The sequence below is a fragment of the Plantactinospora sp. KBS50 genome (genome assembly GCF_002285795.1).
Taxonomy (GTDB): Bacteria; Actinomycetota; Actinomycetes; order Mycobacteriales; family Micromonosporaceae; genus KBS50.
Genome location: NZ_CP022961.1, coordinates 2,878,185 through 2,894,901 on the forward strand (window position 1 = coordinate 2,878,185; position 16,717 = coordinate 2,894,901).

Consider the following 16,717-nt stretch of genomic DNA (forward strand, 5'->3'; position numbering starts at 1 on the left):
AACCGCAGCTCCGGGCCGGATCCGCCCGATCGTCGCGCCCGGCCGGCGGTTCAGCCGCGACCGGTACGCGGGTCCAACCCCGGCGGGTCGGGGGTGTCCGATCCGTCCGGGGGTCAGACCCGGTCGGTCGGCGGGTTCAGACCCGGCGGGTCGGCGGGTTCAGACCCGGCCGGTGCTGGCCGCGCGCCGCCGGGAGATCGCGTCCACGCTCGCCGCCACCAGCAGGACCAGGCCGGTCACGATGTACACGACCGCGGAACTCTGGTTGAGCAGACCCATCCCGTTCGCGATGATCGCCACCACCAGACCACCCAGGATGGCGTCGGCGATCCGGCCCTTGCCGCCGAACAGGCTGGTGCCGCCGATGACGGCCGCGCCGACGGCGTACAGCAGCGTGGAGGAGCCTCCGGAGCTGGGCGAGATGGAGTTGTCCCGGCTGGCCAGCAGGATCCCGGCGATGCTGGCCAGGGTCGAGCAGGCGATGAAGCAGATCAGCCGGACCAGCGGCACGTTGATGCCGGCCCGGCGGGCCGCCTCGGCGTTGCCGCCGACCGCGTAGACGTGCCGGCCGAACGGGGTACGCGACAGCAGGAACGTCAGGCCGCCGAGCAGCACGATCAGCACCGGCACCACCCACGGCACGCCCTTGATGGAGGTGACCGCCGGATTGCGGCTGCGTTCGATGCTCAGGTAGTACGTGGGCAGGGCCAGCATCACCGCGACGGCGGCGACCTTCAGCGCCCAGACCGTGATGCCCTGGTTGTGCAGGCCGCCCGCCCGGCGGGTGAGCACGCGGCGCAGCGTCACCACCGCGTACACGGCGGCGACCAGGACCATGAGCGCCCAGCCGAGCCAGACCGGCAGGTTGCTGTTCATCACCCGCAGCAGCACCGGGTCGCGCAGCGGGATGGTGCCGCCCTCGCCGATCAGCTTCAGCATCACCCCCTGCAGGCCGAGGAAGGCCGCCAGGGTGACCACGAACGACGGGATGCCCAGCCGCGCCACCAGCAGGCCGAGCAGCGTACCGATCACCGCGCCGGTGGCCAGGCAGATCAGCACGCCCTGCCACCAGTTCAGCGCCGGGTGCTGGCGCAGCAGCAGGCTCATCACCCCGCCGGCGGTGCCGGCGGCGTACCCGGCCGACAGGTCGATCTCGCCGATCAGCAGCACGAACACCAGGCCCATCGCGATGACGATGACGGCCGCGCCCTGGTTGATGAGGTTGGCGAAGTTGAACGCGTTGGTGAACGTGTTCGGTCGCAGCGCCGTGAAGACGATGACCAGGGCGACCAGCCCGAGGACGGCCGGCAGGCCGCCCACGTCGCCGCCGCGCAGGCGGGCCAGGTAGTCGGTGACGGCGGCGCGGACGCCCTGCGACCCGTTGCCCGGCTTCGGCGCCGGCGTGGTCTCGCGGTCCTCGGTCAGCGTGGATGCGCTCACTGCTCGGCCTCTCCTTCGCGCGGGCTGTCCTCGCCCGGCTCGGCTCCGGCGTCGGTCGACCCCGCGGCGCCGTCCGGGTCCGGATCGCCGGGGGAGGGGGCCGCGGCATCCCGCCGCGGCGCCGTACCGGATCGCCGGTCCGCCCCGGGCGCCGCCGCACCCCGCGCGGCCGAGCCACCCGTGGTGATCAGCTCGACGATCTGGTTCTGGCTGACCCCGTCGGCCGGCAACTGCGCCGCCATCCGGCCCAGGTGCAGCACCGCGATGTCGTCGGCGACCGCGAACACGTCGTTGAGGTTGTGGCTGATCAGGATCACCGCGAGACCGTGGTCGGCCAGCCGGCGCACCAGCCGGAGCACCTGCTCGGTCTGCGCCACGCCGAGGGCGGCGGTCGGCTCGTCGAGGATCACCAGGCGCGAGTTCCACAGCACGGCGCGGGCGATGGCCACGGTCTGCCGCTGCCCGCCGGAGAGGCTGGCCACCAACTGCCGCATCGACACCACGGTACGGACGGACAGGCTCTCCAGCGTCTGGGTGGCCCGCTGTTCCATGGCGGCCTCGTCCAGCACCCCCCGGCTGGTCAGCTCCCGGCCGAGGAACATGTTGTGCACGATGTCGAGGTTGTCGCAGAGCGCCAGGTCCTGATAGACGACCTCGATGCCCAGCGCGTTGGCCTGCTTGGGCGTCGAAACGTGCACCTGGCGGCCGTCGAACAGGTACCGGCCGGAGTCGAACGTGTGGATCCCGGCCAGGCCCTTGATCAGGGTGCTCTTGCCGGCCCCGTTGTCGCCGACCAGCGCCGTGACGCGGCCCGCGTGGACGTCCAGGTCGACGTCCCGCAGCACGTGCACCGGACCGAAGCTCTTGTTGATGCCGCGCAACGAGAGCAACGCCCCCGGCTCGGCCGGTGGGGCGTCCACGGCGGACGCGGCGGTATCCGGAGTCGTCATGCTCACCTCGGGGACGCGTAGTGGGAGCGAACGTGCGAACCGCCCGGCGCACTCACCGGCCGGCGGTCCCGGTGCGGGGGACCACCGGCCGGTGAGGCGGCGGGGCGGGACGGGTCAGGAGACGCCGTGCTCGCCGCACGCCTTGGCGAAGTCGCCGGTGCAGATGTCGTCCTTGGTCCAGTATCCGTCGGCGATGACGTCCTTGACATTGTCGACGAAGATCGCCTGCGGGGTCTGCAGGGCCGACGGGACGTCCTTGTTCAGGACGGTGTCCTTGACGGTCGCGCTCGCCACGCTCGCCGCGTCCTCACCCTTGATCAGGGCGCTGGCCAACTGCGCCGCGGCGTCCGCTTCCTTCTTGATCGCCTTGTAGACGGTCATGCACTGGTCGCCGACAAGGATGCTCTGCAGGCCCTCCTTGGTGGCGTCCTGCCCGGTCACCGGGACCTTGCCGTTGAGCCCGTTGGCCTTCAACCGGGCGATCACGCCGCCGGCCATCGTGTCGTTGGCGGCCACCACACCGTCGATCTTCCCGCCGTTCTGCGTGAAGAGCTGCTCGAACGTGGTGCCGGCCACGGTGGCGTCCCACTTGCCGGTCTGGTCACCGACCAGCTTGTACTGCCCGCCGTCGATCAGCGGCTGGAGCGCCTCGACGTAGCCCTGCTTGAACAGCGCCGCGTTGTTGTCGGTCGGGTCACCGTTGATGTAGACGATGTTGGCGGTGCTCTTGCCGGCCTTGTCCAGACAGGTCTTCAGACCCTCGCCGATGAGCTTGCCGACCTGCACGTTGTCGAACGACACGTAGTAGGAGGCCTCGCCGCCCAGGGTGAGCCGGTCGTAGTCGATCGTCTTCACGCCCGCGGCCTGCGCCTTCTTCAGGCACGCGGCGCCCGTCTCCGAGTCGAGGTTGGTGATCAGCAGGACCTTGACGCCCGCGTTGATCATGCTCTCGCAGAGCGAACCGAACTTGGCCTTGTCCCCGTTGGCGTTTTGAATGTCCGATTCGATGCTCAGCGCGTCGAACGCCTTCTTCAGCAGCGGCCGGTCGTTGGCCTCCCACCGCGGCGAGGTCGTGGCGTCCGGAAGGATGACGCCCACCTTCCCCGAGCCGCCCGAGTCGTCGCCCGAGGAGCCGTTGGAGTCGCCGCATCCCACCAGCGCCACCGCGCTGGCCATCGCCACGGCCACGGCGCCGAGTTGTCTGATCCGCATCTCAAGTCCTCCACACGTCGGTGCAAAGGGGGCAGCCCGCCGCCGGAACGTGGCGTCGCTGCGGACCCGGTTCCGGCCACTCCGCTGTGGACCGCACCCGAGCCACTGGACTGAAGTCGTGGCTGTCAAGGTATTTGGATCAAGTGATGTCTGGCTAGATGCGACCGTGATACAGGTTGGTCACGATTCGACGCCTCTGCGATCTGAGCGCTCAATCAAGCCGTACCCATCGACCATGTCGGCGCCGGGTCGCGGCGCCGGGTCCCGCCGTCGCGGCGGTCCCGGCCGGCCGTGCGGAGCCCACGCCGGCATGTCCCGTTGCTCAGCGTCAATGCCCGGACGCGATACGTCAACACCTGGCATAGTTCGCCAGGTGGAGGGCATCACCGAGCTCCTGGGGCGGGCGGCGCGGGCGTTCGAGTTGATCGGCGCCGGCGTACTCGTGCTCGGTCTGGTCTGGTCGGCGGTGGCGGCCGGTCGTGCCTGGCGCAACCGCGGCGGCCGGGCCGGCTACCGGACGTTGCGGCAGACCTTCGGTGGCGTCCTGCTGCTCGGCCTTGAGGTGCTGGTCGCCGCCGACCTCATCCGGACCGTCGGGGTGTCGCCGAGCCTGGCCAACGTGGCCGGCCTGGGCCTGATCGTGTTGATCAGGACCTTCCTCAGCTTCTCCCTGGAGATCGAGATCGAGGGGGTGGCGCCGTGGCGGCGCGCCCTGGTCACCGGCCCGGAGGCGATGGCCCGGGCCGCCCGCGGCCGACCCGAGTCCGCCCGACCCGAGTCCACCCGACACGATCCCGACGGGCACGATCCCGACGGGCACGATCCCGCCCCTCCCGGCGCCGGCACGGGCCAGGGCTGAGCGCCCACGACCGCCCGGCGACGACGTACCGTGCGCCCGCCCGCTCGACGGCGGCCCGGCGCGTTCGACTACGACGACGACGGCGGGTTCGAGGGTCTGGCCTTCTGTGGATAGATCGTCTCGTGCCGGGCCAGCATGGCGACGTACTCGACGATCTTCCGCTCGCGGGTCTGGGCCCGCTTGACGGCGTTGAGGCGGTGGACGATCGCGAACCGGTTGGTCCTGGTGAGCACGTCGAACATGGCCTGGGCGGCGGGATCGGCGGCGATGGCGGCGAGGAGGTCGGCGGGTGCCTCGACCTGCGAGGGTGGGGCGTAGGCGGCGGCCCATCGCCCGTCGGCCTTCGCGGCGTCCACGGCGGCGCGGCCCGGGGGCAGCATGCGTCCCTGCGCCTCCAGCCGGGCCACGTGCGCGACGTTGCGTTGCGACCAGGAACTGCGGGAACGGCGCGGGGTGAACCGGATCCAGGACGTCTCCTGGTCCCGCCTGCGGGCCTGCCCGTCGATCCAGCCGAAGCACAGGCCCTCGTCGACCGCCTGCTGCCAGGTCAGCGTGGTGACGGTGCCACCCTTTCTGGTCAGGGCGAGCCAGACGCCGGGCGAGCTGTCGTGGTTGGCCGACAACCACGTACGCAGCGCCGCGGCGTCCGCGACGATCAACTCATCCAGTTCGGCGCTGACCATGGTGGGCAGGCTATCGCTACGCCGTGGCGGCGACCGTCCGGTCCGCGGCGGGCCTTCCTTGACACCGCCGGCTAATCGGATTAGCTTTTAGCTAATCACGTTAGCTATGGAGGCTGGAGATGACCGAGTTCCTGAACGTCGACGGCGGCACCATCGCCTACCAGGTGTCCGGCGCCGGACCGCTGATGGTGCTCGTCCATGGGATCGGCCAGAGCCGGGATGCCTACCGGTTCGTGGTGCCGGACCTGGTGGCGGCCGGACATCGGGTCGCGACGGTGGACCTGCGCGGCAGCGGCGAGTCGAGCGCGACCTGGCCGTCCTACACGCGCACCGACATCGCCGACGACCTGATCGCACTGATCGAGCACCTCGGCGGCCCGGCGGTGCTGGTCGGCCACTCGATCTCGGGCGGTGCCGCGACGATCGTGGCGGCCAAGGCGCCCTCGCTCGTGACCGCCGTGGTCGAGCTGGCGCCCTTCACCCGCAAGGTGGAGTACGCGCTGGGCGATCTGCGCAGGTCCCGCTACCGCAGGGGAGCGTTGGCCATCTCCGCCGTCGCGCTGTTCGGCAGCAGGCGGCAGTGGCGGAGGTACCTGGAGATCGCCACCCCGGACCCTCGGCCGGCCGACTGGGCGGCGAGCCTCGATCGCACCGAGGCCATGCTGCGCGAGCCGGGCCGGATGAAGGCACTGCGCAAGCAGATGAACAGCGCCGCCGACGCGGGCGCCCAACTGGGCAACGTGCACCGCCCGGTGCTGGTCGTGATGGGGACGCTCGACCCCGACTGGGGCGATCCGCTGGCCGAGGGCGAGGCCGTGGTGGCCGCACTGCCGGCCGGTGTCGGACGCCTCGAAGTGATCCCGGGAGCGGGCCACTACCCGCAGGTCCAGTTCCCGGCCAAGGTGGTCGGTCTCATCCTGTCGTTCCTGGCGTCCGTCCGTGCCTAGGGCCGGGCTCAACCTGGCCGCGGTCGTCGCGGCCGGCGCGGACCTCGCCGACGAGGTCGGCCTCCCCGGCCTGACCATGGGCCTGCTGGCCGAGCGGCTCGGCGTGCGCACCCCCTCGCTGTACAAGCACGTCGAGTCGCTGGAGGCGGTCCAGCGGGGCATCGGTCTGCAGGCCACCCGGGACATCGGCGCCGTCCTGGCCCGCGCGGCCGTGGGCCGATCCGGTCCGGACGCGGTACGCGCGATAACCGACGCCTATCGGCGGTGGGTCCTGGATCACCCCGGCCGCTACGCCGCCACCGTCCGCGCGCCGGATCCGGACGACGCGGAGTACCTGGCCGTGGGCGACGAAGCCGTGCGGATCCTGTTCGACGCGGTCGCCGGATTCGAACTGACCGGCGAGCGGGCCATCGACGCGGTCCGCGCACTGCGCACCATCATCCACGGCTTCGTCGGCCTCGAAATCGGCGGCGCCTTCCAGTTGCAGCGCGACCCCGCCGACAGCTACCGGTTCCTCGTCGACACCGTCATCGCCGGCCTGCGGGCCGAAACCCCCGACGCGCCCGAGAGCGCGTCGCCGCACACCAGGGTCGGAACATGATCCAGGCAGCCGACTCACCGAACCGTTCCACCGTCGGCTCCGGGATACGGTTCCTGACCGAGCTGATCGGCTGGACGGCGACCGGGTGGGCGCTGTACCGGGTCAACTGGGCCGTCGCGCTCCTGGCCCTGGCCGTGCTGATCGGACTGCCTGCCATCTTCGGGACGCCCGGCGACCGCCCGTTCGATCCGCCGGTCGCGATTCCCGGCGCGGCGATGATCGTGCTCGCATTCCTCGAAATCGCCGCGGCGGCCGTAGCGCCGTGGTTCGCGTGGCCCACATGGGCCGCGATCGTCTCGACCGCGCTGGCCGCAACGGCGATATGGCTTGAGCAACCCCGATGGCGCTGGCTACTGCGGCACTGAAGATCCTCGCAGGACCGTGTGGGTCGAGGAGGCTGCGCACGCAGGAGCCATCCGCAGAGCGCGGCCCGCCGCTCACGCGGCCGTACACCTGGCGGCCGGGAGGTGAACCGGGTGAGCTGCTGCCGTGCGGCGGAAGTCAGCGTGCGGTCGGGCTCAAACAACTGGCATGCTCTGCCTCGTGCTCAGGCAGTTGGATGATGGCGTCGAGATTTCTGCCGAACCGGGCCGGGGATCCGTACGCCTGCATTGTCCCCACAGACCCTGGGATGACCTGGTACTCGATCTCCGGTGTGAGCTGGACGATGTCGGCGTAGACGCGGTGACCTCGGTTCGGACCCTCGACGGTGACGGGATCGTGGCCTGGGCGGACTCGCTGGCCGAGTCGTTCCACGGCTGGGATGGCGTGCGTACCTGGCAGTCACTCGAACGGGACCTTCGTATCGACGCCACCCACGACGGACGCGGTCACGTCAGTCTCCGCTTCGTCATCCGGGGTCCCCAGGGCTACGAACCAGGAGCGTGGGAAGCGTCCGTCGTGGTGACCCTCGACAGCGGCGAGGACATGCGACGTCTCGTCGCCGAACTTGCCGAGTTGGTCTCGTAGAGTGCTTGGGCCAGAAGCACCGGCGCCGCCACTTCCGAGTCAGAACGACACGACGATGCCGACCATCGGGGGACGGCGTAGCCGCAGCAGGCGAGCCAACCAGTTCCCCGCCCGTGACGTGACGTACCGGCGGGCCAACAGTTGCCGGGCCTGCGCCGTCCCGTCGTCGTCCAGCAACCGTGCCGTTCCCGTCACGCTCGGCGCACCCGGCGCCACCGTCCCGCGGAAGGAACACGGCTGCACACGCACCTGCGGGTTGTTCCGGATCCGCTTGACCTTGCCCGAGCCCGCTTCGGTCACGATCCAGAGCTCAGCATCTCGCGGTACATGCCAGACCGGCGTGGCCACCGGGGTGCCGTCCTTGCGACAGGTGGTCAGGCTGACGTACCGGCTATGGGCGATCTCGTCGGGCACGGTCATCGTGCCAGCGTACCGAGCCGTGCCCAGGCTCGCGCCCGCAAGGTCGCCTCCTCGTACGTCTCCGGTGGTCGACGACTTCGTGCCGGCCGACCGGGCCACGCGCTGTCCCGCACGGTGGTCTCGACGCTCCCGCCATCGCCTCACCGCAGGGGTGCTCGTTTCGCGGTAGTGCTGGATGATGAGGTGCCCGCCGATGGCCTCGACGTTGACGCCGCCGCGGACGCCGTCCTGGACAAATGTCCCCGCCTCCCAATTGCGCCGACTCCGAGAGGAAGGACAGCAAGGGGTGGTACCGGGGTCGCGGAAGAAGAGCGCCCTCGATCATCCGGCGCTGTTCGGCTGGTCGATCCATCGGCGCGCCACCGCGAGGTCCGTGTCGGCCAGTCCCGCAGAGGGATCGACGCGGCCCGTCCGTGGCATCCGGCCACGGAGCCTCCGCGGAAACACGTTGGCGGATCACAGCGGCCGCTGCTAATTTTCGGGAGGCCGTGCGAGAGACCGAGGAGGTGGTACCCGTGCACGTTTCGACATGGGTGCTCCCCTCTGGGGTCACGGTCGGGCGGTAGGTCGTCCGGGAGCGCCGTTCACGAGCCCTCCCGAAAGGCACGACCATGCGGTTCACTACTGAACAGCGCCTCGATGGCGGCGTCCTCGAACGCGAATTCACCCTCGGCGACATCCCCGGCATCCTGTGGACGCCCGCATCCGCATCCGCACCGGTCCCGCTGATCCTGCTCGGCCATCCCCCGCTCGGACTGCGCAAGATGTACCCCCGTCTGGTGGCGCGCGCCCGGCGCTGCGCGGCGGATGGCTTCGCCGCGGCCACCATCGAGCTCCCCGGCAACGGTGACCGGCCCCGTTGGGTCGCAGCCGAGCAGGCCCGCGCCGACCTGCGCCGGGCGCGGGAGGCCGGCGAGCCGGTCAGCGACGAGATCATCGACGCACTCGTCCTCCCGCTCGTCGACAAGGCGGTCCCGGAATTGCAGGCGGCCCTGGACGCCCTCCTGTCGCTGCCCGAGATCGGCGGCCCGGCCGGGTACTCGGGGGGAGTGATCTCCGTCGGCATTCGACTCGCGGTGGTCGAGCCGCGAATCGTGGCCGCCGGCTTCTTCGCCGGAAGTTTCGTGCCTCGCGCCATGTTCGAGGAGGCCCGCCAGGTCACCATTCCGCTGCATGTCCTGCTGCAGTGGGATGACGAAGGGAACGACCGGCAGGCGGCACTGGACCTGTTCGACGCCTTCGGCTCCAGGGAGAAGACGCTGCACGCCAACATGGGCGGACACACCGGTGTCCCGCAGTTCGCGGGGGAGGACGCGGCCGGGTTCTTCGCCCGGCATCTGCGCTAGATGCGGGCGCTCACCGTCTCGACGCCGTCGCCGGCGACGTCTGCAAGGTAGGTACGCCGGCCCGCGAGAATCATCACCAACGCTTCCGTCCTTCCCCGGACAACCGGACCGTCACCACTGCGGAACGGCCCGTCGATCGCCTCCCACCGCAGGCCTTTGGCCACGTTGCGGCTGTTGACGGCGAAGTTCTTGGAGACGAAGAACCTGGCCACGGTGGTGGCCTGCTCGACCGATGGCCCAGCATCTAGTTCGAGCGCGCGGCGGATGTCCTGGCCATGCACGACGATCTCGCCCAGCCATGCGGCGGGGTCTCCCAGAGGCGAGGTGGTGGCAGGGATGGCTGCCCGGAACTTTGCAAGCGTTTCAGCGGGCGTCGCACCGAGCTGCTCGTTCAGGCGGCGCCGGTTGTGCACGTCCGCGCGGAACCCGGCCGCGACCATACTGCGGATCCACCGCAACGGAGTCATGCGCGCGGCCGAGGTCAGATGCGCCAGCGTCTCCTCGACGGTCCAGGATTCGCAGAGCGACGGGGCGGCCCACTGTGCCTCGGTCAGGTCGGCAAGATCGTCGGCCAGCTTCTTGCGGGCGGCGAATATCTGGTCGGTCATGTGAGTTGGACCGACGGAGTCGGCGGAATTCATCGCTCGCGGACACCGCAGCACTCGCGGTGGAGAACGCCCTCGCCGACGCCTACACGCCCGACGAGCGGGACCAGCTGCGCGGGCTGCCGGTAGGATGGCGCGGTGGCCAGCGTGCATGACGTCCGAGCCGCAGCCCTCGAACTGCCGCGCAGCGAGGAGCACCTGATCCGGGACAGGATCAAGTTTCGGGTCGGCCGCATTGTCTACGTGGCACTGTCGCGGGACGAGACGATCATCGGGTTCGCCTTCCCGAAGGTGGAGCGCGATGCCCTGGTCGCGTCGGATCCGGCGAAGTTCCTGCCACCGGAGAAGGTGGACGAGCGTTTCCAGTGGGTGCAGGCCCGGATGGCCGCCCTCGAGGTTCCCGAGCTGCGCGAGATCGTCTTCGACGCGTGGTGCATGGTCGTGCCCAAGCGGCTGGCCGCTGAGCAGGAGAGGCTCCGGAGCAGATGAGCGAGTTGTCGGCCACGCCCCGCACGACGCTGCGGCGGGGCAAGGAGAAGGGCCGGGCGGCGCGCGAGGATCTCTTCGCCGTGCTGCGGGCGGCTTTCGTCTGCCACCTCGGCGTCACCGTAGACGGCGCCCCCATGGTCGTGCCCACCGTCTACGGCTTCGACGACGACCACCTCTACCTGCACGGTTCGGTCGCCAGCCGGTCGCTGTCCCGGCCCGAGGCGACGGTCTGCGTCACCGTGACCGTGGTGGACGGCGTGGTGCTGGCCCGGTCGATGTTCGAGCACTCGGTGAACTACCGCAGCGCCATGATCTACGGGACGCCCCGGGTCCTCGCCGATCCGCAGGAGAAACTCGACGCCCTGCGCATCGTCAGCGAGCACGTCACCCCGGGCCAGTGGGACTATGCCCGCCGGCCCAGCCGCAAGGAGCTGGCCGCGACCACGATGCTGGCGGTCCCCCTCGCCGAGGCCTCGGTCAAGATGCGGGGTGGGCCGCCGGACGACGCGGATTCCCCCGACGCCGCGCTGGGCCTGTGGGCGGGCGAGCTGCCGCTGCGCACGGTGTGGCAGGAGCCCGTTCCCGACCCCGCGCTCACCCCGCCCGTCCCGCCACCCCCGCACGTACTCGAGCGGGTCAGAGCCGGGTGAACTCCATGATCCAGTTCAGTTCCCAGGTCTCGCCGCCGTCGGCCGAGAAGGACTGCTCCCAGCGCGCCGTCGCCGGGCCGATCCCGGACCAGACGAACCGCACCGTCACCGGCGTGCCGCCCTCGACGTCGTCGCCGTAGAACGTCCCGACGCCACCGGTGAAGGTGCCGACGATCGGCGGGAAGAGCCGGCCGCCGGCGTCGTGGGCCCAGTGCAGCGACCACGTCCCGGCCTCGGTGTCGTAGAGCCGCAAGGTCAGGCCGCGGCCCCGGTCCCCACCGAAGTCGATCTCGTCGACGTTGCCGGCGCCGCCGAACACCGGGATGACGGTCGAGGTCCCGGTGAACTCCTCCCACTCGGTGCTGCCTACAAGCCTGCGCTTCAACCGCCGGTTGTGGACCGACCAGGTGCCGTGCAGGAAGCCGAAATCGTCGGACACGTCATCCCCTTGTCAGATGCCGAGCAGCCCGGTCGCGGCGGTCCGCGACGTGGCGAGAACGGATTTTGCCGCGCTGCCGCTGCCCCCGGCGAACGTGTAGAGCCCGGTGCCGGCGACCGGCCGCAACGCCAGCCGCTCGGAGGGATGATACGAGTCGACTGCCGCGGCACCGGTTGCCGGGCATGCACAACGGCGTCGTACTTGCGCGTGACGCCGTCGGTGAGGCACACGGCCGGATCGCCGGTCACCGCGACAGCGTGCCGCCGGTGCAGGGTCACACGGCCGTCGCGGGTGGACAGTGACCGCAGCACGGCGGTCCGCAGCGCGGCCGGCGAGTAGTAGCCCGCCCCGCGCTCGACGACGGCTGCGCAGCCGAACGGCAGGCCACGGAAGTGTGCGGGCGGGCTGGTCACCTCGATCGAGTCGGGAAGGCTCTGCCGCACGACGGCGATCGACTCGGCGGGAACCTCGTCCTCGGGCAGCAGGTAGACGGCACCGACCTCCCGGAAGCCGCTCCACTGCCGCAGCTGCTCGTCGCCGAACAGTTCGACCAGGGCGGCCACCGCGTCGGCCGTGGCGGCCGGGCCGCCCGGAGGCGCCGAGACCGGAGACGTCAGTTGACCCCGGTCAGCGCCTTCACCGCGTTGATGCCGAAGTAGATCAGGAACGCGGCGGACACCGCCCACAGCAGCGGATGGATCTGCCGGGCACGGCCCTGGACCACCCGGATCACCACCCAGCTCAGGAAGCCGGCGCCGATGCCGTTGGTGATCGAGTACGTGAACGGCATGAGCACCATGGTGAGGAACGCCGGGATCGCCACCCCGACGTCGGTGAAGTCGATGTCCCGCACCTGTCGGATCATCAGCGCGCCGACGATGACCAGCGCTGGTGCCGCCGCCTCGCTGGGCACCAGCGACACCAGCGGGGTGAGCAGCAGCGCGCCGAGGAACAGCACGCCGGTGACCACGTTGGTCAGGCCGGTGCGACCGCCCTCGGCGATGCCGGCCGAGGACTCGATGTAGGTGGTCGCCGAGGAGGCGTTGGCGGCACCGCCGGCCACGGCGGCGGCGCCGTCGACGAACAGCACCCGACCGAGCCGGGGGATGTCGCCCTCGGGGGTGGCCAACCCGGCCTGCCGGGACAGCCCGACCGTGGTGCCCATGACGTCGAAGAAGTCGGCCAGCACGAGGGTGAAGACCAGCAGCAGGGCCGTCATCACGCCGGCGTTCGCGAACGCGGTGAACGACACGTTGCCCACCAGGTGCAGGTCCGGCGCGCTGACCAGGGGGTCGGGCAGGGCCGGTACGTTGAGCTGCCAGCCGGTCGGGTTGGGCTGGCCGTCCACGAAGGCCGGGCCGGGTTGGGTGACCCGGTCGACGATCACCGCGATCACCGTGGTGATCAGGATGCCGAGCAGGATGCCGCCGCGTACCCGGCGGGCGACCAGGGCGCCGGTGAGCAGCAGCCCGATGACGAAGACCAGTACGGGCCAGCCGCGCAGGGTGCCGTCGTTGCCGAGCTGCACCGGGACGGTCGTACCCGCGGCGTCCGGGATGCGCCGGACCAGCCCGCCGTCGACCAGGCCGATGATCGCGATGAACAGCCCGATGCCGGCGGCGATCGCGGCCTTGAGTTCGGCGGGGATGGCCCGGAAGACGGCCTGCCGGAAACCGGTGACCACGAGGACGGCGATGATCAGACCCTCGATCACCACCAGTCCCATCGCCTCGGCCCAGCTCATCTGGGTGGCGACGCTGTAGGCGACGAAGGCGTTCAGGCCGAGCCCGGTGGCCACCGCGAACGGCACCTTGCCGACCACGCCCATCAGGATCGTCATCACCGCGGCCACCAGCGCGGTGACCCCGGCCACCGGGGCGATGCCGAGCAGCGTGCCGTTCTTGTCGGGCGCGGTGCCGATGATCAGGGGATTGAGTACGACGATGTAGGCCATGGTCGCGAAGGTGGTGATGCCGGCCACCACCTCGCGCCGGACGGTCGAACCGCGGCGGGTGATCTCGAAGAACCGGTCGAGGGCGCTGTCCGCGACCGGTTCCGGTGGGTTTGCGGGCAGGGAGGTGTCCTCGGTCGCTGTGCTCATGCGCGACGTGCTCCGTTCCGGGTTGGCCCGCCGGCAGCCCGGCCGGGCGCGAGGGGTGACCCGTCCCGATTCGGTTGGCCCGGAGAACGTCGGGACGGGTGCGCCGGGCGGACCTGCCCGGCGCCGCGCGGCGATCGGTCGGACGGCGGCCACCGCGAGGATTACCGTACCGGTCCGGGGTGGGGCTGAGCTGCCCGCGAGCGGCGCGCCCGGGAGTGATGTCGCGCATGTCCGCCGGCCCGGCCGGGGCGCCCGGCGGGCGGGCGGGCCGCGGGAGCCTGCGGGTCAGTCCCAGAGCGGGTCGCGCCGGACGTCCTCGCGCAGCCGGTCCAGGCACGCCTCCCAGCCGTCGACGTGGTTCGCGCGGTCGGACTCCTCGACGAAGCCGCGGTGGCACACCGACACCTCGGTGCCGGTGGCGAGCGGGTGCAGCCGGACCGTCACGAAGGTCTCCTGTGCCTCACCGTCCCAGCACCAGGTGAAGGCCAGCCGGTCGGGCCGGTCGACGTCCCGGTAGACGCCGGCGACCGCGATGCCGCCGCCGGGGCCGGAGATCCGGTAGCGGCCGTCGGGCCGCAGGTCGAGTTCGGCGACGGTGTTGAAGCGGGTCGGCCAGAACCAGTCGGCCAGCGACTCCGGGTGCGTCCAGGCCGTCCAGACCCGCTGCCGTGGCGCGGGTATCGGCATCGCGAGGGTGAATTCGAGCAAGGGTCCTCCAGTCGTCCGACGCTGGACTCCGGGATGATATTCATGGACGTCCATCGATCATATGCCCACCGGTAGCGGCACGGGGCGTTTGGCGATCCGGCCGTCGCCGATGGACCGGCCGGGCAGTTGCCGCAGCAGCCAGGGCAGCAGGTGCCGGCGGGTCCAGGCCAGCTCGGCGCGGACCACCTCGGCCCGGCGCCGCCGCGGCGCCGACGGCAGCGGCCGGGACCAGGTGCCGTCCGCGCCGGGCAGCCCGAGCGTGTGCGCCAGCGCCGCGGCGATCCGGGCGTGCCCGGCCGGGTTGGCGTGCAGCCGGTCGTCGCTCCACAGCCGGGGATCGGAGGCCACCGGGTACGCCCCGAGGTCCAGCAGCGTGGCCCCGGTCCGCGCGGTGGCCCGGCGCAGCTCCTCGTTGAGCGCCAGCACCCGGCCGCGCAACGGGCGGGCGATCGGCATCACGGGTACGGGGTCGGGCAGGGTGAACGTGAGCACCGTGGCGCCCAGGTCGACCAGGGCCTCCTGCATGGTCTGCACGTCGGCGGCCACCGCGCGGGCGTCGAACGAGGGTCGCAGCACGTCGTTCATCCCGGCCACCACGGTGGCCAGGTCGGGGGCGAGGCGCAGCGCCACCGGCAGTTGCACGGCGCGGATCTGGCCGGCCGTGCGTCCCCGGATGGCCAGGTTCGCGTACTCCAGGCCGCCCTGGGTCGCGGCGACCGCGAGGGCGAACCGGTCCGCCCAGCCGCGGTAGCCGCCGGCGCCGTCCGGGTCGTCCAACCCCTCGGTCGTGCTGTCGCCGATGGCGACGTACCGGTGCCACATGGACCCCGAGGGTAGGCGCTGATGCCCTGGTCAGACCACCGCGGGGGTGGCGCCGGCCGGCGCGCGGTCGCGCGCCGGGGCCGCGAGCGGTACGGCGGTGGGGGTGCTCTGCCGCGCCGGGGCGCCGAGGAGTGCGGCTATCCCGTGCGGAAAGGTGCGCCGCCAGTTGACGTAGTCGTGCGCGCCGCGGTACTCGGCGTACGTCACCTCGTGTCCCCGGGCGAGCAGCATGTCCCGGAACCGCCGGTTCACCGCGAGCTGGTCCAGACCGTCCGCCCGCGGGCTGTGCGTCTCCCGGTCGCCGACGTCCAGGTACCAGCGCACCGGCCGGGCGGGCCGTCCGGCGTAGGTGTGGGTCAGCCACTCGGGTTCCCGCGGGAAGGGGGCGTCCGGCGGCGCCGGCCACCAGAAGCTGCCGGACTGCGCGAGGACGCCGCCGAAGGTCTCCGGCGCGGTCAGCCCGAGGTACGCGGCGGCCAGGCCACCGAGCGACGAGCCGGCGATCACGCGCTGCCGGGGGTCCGCGGTCAGTTGCCACCGCCGCTGCGCCCAGGGCAGCAGCTCCCGGAGCACGAAGGTGCGGATGGCGCCGCCGGGCCGCAGCTCGCGGAACCGGCGCAGCCCGCTGGGTGCCGTGACGAACAGCGTGACGGTCGGCGGCACCCGACCCGCTGCGAGCAGATTGTCCATGATGGTGGGAATGCGCAGCATCTGGTGAGACAGGTGCCCGTCGAAGACGACGAGCACCGGCAGCGGCCCCCGGGGCCGGCCCGCCGGACGGTGCACGGCGATCCGCCGGTGCCCGCCGAGCGCCCGGGACCGCAGGGTGGTCCGCAGCAGCGTGCCGCGCGGCACGCCGGGACGGGGTCGGCTCCACCGGTCCGCCGGCGCCGCGGGCAGCTCCAGCAGCGAGGCCCAGCAGTCCTGGTCGTACGGGTCGGCCCGGTCGCGCGGGAACCGGACGGGATGGTGGTTGAGGGGGTCCACGTGGGTCGGCCCGGTGCCGCGGGCGTCGCCGGGGATCCGCTCGGCACCGTGCCGGAGGTAGTACAGCGTGCACAGGTCGCTCGGCAGCCGCTGCGACCCGTACCAGAGGTCGGTGCCCGGCACCCGGGTCAGCCGCACGTCCACGCCCCACCCGGTCACGGTCTGCGCCGCCTCGCCGCGCCACAGGAAGGTGACCAGGGCGCTGTCCGCGTCGACCCGTTCCACCAGGGGTGTGCCGGCGACGGCCAGCTCCCGCCAGAACTCGGCCAACGCCTGGTCGCGGCCGGTGGACAGGTCGCGCAGGAGCCGGGCGATGCGAGGGCTGGTTTCCATCACGGTGGTCCCTTCCGGCGCCGGTGAGTCTTCGATCACACTTCCGCAAACCCGAATCGCGATCAACACCGTACCGTCGGTAGTTTTCGAAACCGAACCCCCGCGACCGTCGGCGTCGAGTCGGTGACGTTATGTCGCCGGCGCCGGCCATAATGG

Annotated in this window: 20 protein-coding genes; 8 read left to right on the plus strand and 12 right to left on the minus strand. The window is 71.5% G+C overall.

Annotated elements, in window-relative coordinates:
• Positions 1 to 159: 159 nt before the first annotated feature.
• The 3 genes from CIK06_RS12745 to CIK06_RS12755 all read right to left on the minus strand — a co-directional run bounded on the left by CIK06_RS12745 (position 160) and on the right by CIK06_RS12755 (position 3,602).
• On the minus strand, positions 160 to 1,440 hold the full coding sequence (locus tag CIK06_RS12745) for a sugar ABC transporter permease (protein ID WP_232534182.1): 1,281 nt from the start codon (positions 1,438 to 1,440) through the stop codon (positions 160 to 162).
• On the minus strand, positions 1,437 to 2,390 hold the full coding sequence (locus tag CIK06_RS12750; RefSeq protein WP_095565014.1) for an ATP-binding cassette domain-containing protein: 954 nt from the start codon (positions 2,388 to 2,390) through the stop codon (positions 1,437 to 1,439). Before CIK06_RS12750 ends, CIK06_RS12745 begins: the two co-directional genes overlap by 4 nt.
• A gap of 114 nt (positions 2,391 to 2,504) precedes the next feature.
• Complete coding sequence (locus CIK06_RS12755) at positions 2,505 to 3,602, minus strand: sugar ABC transporter substrate-binding protein (RefSeq protein ID WP_095565015.1); 1,098 nt, start codon at positions 3,600 to 3,602, stop codon at positions 2,505 to 2,507.
• 373 nt (positions 3,603 to 3,975) lie between these two features.
• On the opposite strand from CIK06_RS12755, the gene CIK06_RS12760 reads away from it, so the two are divergent.
• Positions 3,976 to 4,461 (plus strand): DUF1622 domain-containing protein, encoded by a 486-nt coding sequence (locus CIK06_RS12760; RefSeq protein ID WP_232534183.1) that lies wholly within the window; start codon positions 3,976 to 3,978, stop codon positions 4,459 to 4,461.
• Positions 4,462 to 4,529: 68 nt separating this feature from the next.
• Here CIK06_RS12760 and CIK06_RS12765 read toward each other — a convergent pair whose 3' ends face one another.
• On the minus strand, positions 4,530 to 5,144 hold the full coding sequence (locus CIK06_RS12765) for a YdeI family protein (protein ID WP_095565017.1): 615 nt from the start codon (positions 5,142 to 5,144) through the stop codon (positions 4,530 to 4,532).
• 119 nt (positions 5,145 to 5,263) lie between these two features.
• Between CIK06_RS12765 and CIK06_RS12770 the strand changes: the two genes are divergently transcribed.
• From CIK06_RS12770 to CIK06_RS12785, 4 genes are all read left to right on the plus strand, one after another.
• The gene (locus CIK06_RS12770) at positions 5,264 to 6,091 is read left to right on the plus strand and encodes an alpha/beta fold hydrolase (protein WP_095565018.1); all 828 of its coding nucleotides are present in this window, start codon (positions 5,264 to 5,266) and stop codon (positions 6,089 to 6,091) included.
• Positions 6,084 to 6,692, plus strand: a complete 609-nt coding sequence (locus CIK06_RS12775) for a TetR/AcrR family transcriptional regulator (protein ID WP_198348228.1) — start codon at positions 6,084 to 6,086, stop codon at positions 6,690 to 6,692. Before CIK06_RS12770 ends, CIK06_RS12775 begins: the two co-directional genes overlap by 8 nt.
• Complete coding sequence (locus tag CIK06_RS12780; protein ID WP_095565019.1) at positions 6,689 to 7,057, plus strand: hypothetical protein; 369 nt, start codon at positions 6,689 to 6,691, stop codon at positions 7,055 to 7,057. The genes CIK06_RS12775 and CIK06_RS12780 overlap by 4 nt, the downstream gene beginning before the upstream one ends.
• A gap of 166 nt (positions 7,058 to 7,223) precedes the next feature.
• Positions 7,224 to 7,661, plus strand: a complete 438-nt coding sequence (locus tag CIK06_RS12785; protein WP_095565020.1) for a DUF6228 family protein — start codon at positions 7,224 to 7,226, stop codon at positions 7,659 to 7,661.
• Positions 7,662 to 7,700: 39 nt separating this feature from the next.
• On the opposite strand, the gene CIK06_RS12790 is transcribed toward CIK06_RS12785, so the two are convergent.
• Positions 7,701 to 8,081 (minus strand): PPOX class F420-dependent oxidoreductase, encoded by a 381-nt coding sequence (locus CIK06_RS12790; protein WP_095565021.1) that lies wholly within the window; start codon positions 8,079 to 8,081, stop codon positions 7,701 to 7,703.
• Between the two features lie 611 nt (positions 8,082 to 8,692).
• On the opposite strand from CIK06_RS12790, the gene CIK06_RS12800 reads away from it, so the two are divergent.
• Positions 8,693 to 9,427 (plus strand): alpha/beta hydrolase, encoded by a 735-nt coding sequence (locus tag CIK06_RS12800; protein ID WP_095565022.1) that lies wholly within the window; start codon positions 8,693 to 8,695, stop codon positions 9,425 to 9,427.
• Here CIK06_RS12800 and CIK06_RS12805 read toward each other — a convergent pair.
• Entirely contained in the window at positions 9,424 to 10,035 is a 612-nt protein-coding gene (locus tag CIK06_RS12805; protein ID WP_095565023.1) for a maleylpyruvate isomerase family mycothiol-dependent enzyme, read from the minus strand. The genes CIK06_RS12800 and CIK06_RS12805 overlap by 4 nt on opposite strands.
• 135 nt (positions 10,036 to 10,170) lie before the next feature.
• Between CIK06_RS12805 and CIK06_RS12810 the strand changes: the two genes are divergently transcribed.
• Both CIK06_RS12810 and CIK06_RS12815 read left to right on the plus strand, forming a co-directional pair.
• Entirely contained in the window at positions 10,171 to 10,521 is a 351-nt protein-coding gene (locus tag CIK06_RS12810) for an MmcQ/YjbR family DNA-binding protein (protein WP_095565024.1), read from the plus strand.
• Entirely contained in the window at positions 10,518 to 11,171 is a 654-nt protein-coding gene (locus CIK06_RS12815; RefSeq protein ID WP_095565025.1) for a pyridoxamine 5'-phosphate oxidase family protein, read from the plus strand. The genes CIK06_RS12810 and CIK06_RS12815 overlap by 4 nt, the downstream gene beginning before the upstream one ends.
• Here CIK06_RS12815 and CIK06_RS12820 read toward each other — a convergent pair.
• The 6 genes from CIK06_RS12820 to CIK06_RS12845 form a co-directional block, all read right to left on the minus strand.
• Positions 11,158 to 11,610, minus strand: coding sequence for a hypothetical protein (locus CIK06_RS12820; RefSeq protein WP_095565026.1), 453 nt, complete (start codon positions 11,608 to 11,610; stop codon positions 11,158 to 11,160). The genes CIK06_RS12815 and CIK06_RS12820 overlap by 14 nt on opposite strands.
• The gene (locus CIK06_RS29330; RefSeq protein ID WP_157756734.1) at positions 11,553 to 12,173 is read right to left on the minus strand and encodes a hypothetical protein; all 621 of its coding nucleotides are present in this window, start codon (positions 12,171 to 12,173) and stop codon (positions 11,553 to 11,555) included. The genes CIK06_RS12820 and CIK06_RS29330 overlap by 58 nt, the downstream gene beginning before the upstream one ends.
• 50 nt (positions 12,174 to 12,223) lie before the next feature.
• The gene (locus CIK06_RS12830) at positions 12,224 to 13,711 is read right to left on the minus strand and encodes an NCS2 family permease (protein ID WP_095565027.1); all 1,488 of its coding nucleotides are present in this window, start codon (positions 13,709 to 13,711) and stop codon (positions 12,224 to 12,226) included.
• Between the two features lie 285 nt (positions 13,712 to 13,996).
• Positions 13,997 to 14,419 carry an SRPBCC domain-containing protein gene (locus tag CIK06_RS12835; RefSeq protein ID WP_157756735.1) on the minus strand — a complete coding sequence of 141 codons (423 nt, stop codon included), beginning with the start codon at positions 14,417 to 14,419 and terminating at the stop codon, positions 13,997 to 13,999.
• Positions 14,420 to 14,476: 57 nt separating this feature from the next.
• Positions 14,477 to 15,241: an SGNH/GDSL hydrolase family protein gene (locus CIK06_RS12840; RefSeq protein WP_095565029.1), complete on the minus strand. Its 765-nt coding sequence runs from the start codon at positions 15,239 to 15,241 to the stop codon at positions 14,477 to 14,479.
• 30 nt (positions 15,242 to 15,271) lie between these two features.
• Positions 15,272 to 16,561, minus strand: coding sequence for an alpha/beta hydrolase-fold protein (locus tag CIK06_RS12845; protein ID WP_095565030.1), 1,290 nt, complete (start codon positions 16,559 to 16,561; stop codon positions 15,272 to 15,274).
• Positions 16,562 to 16,717 lie beyond the last annotated feature (156 nt).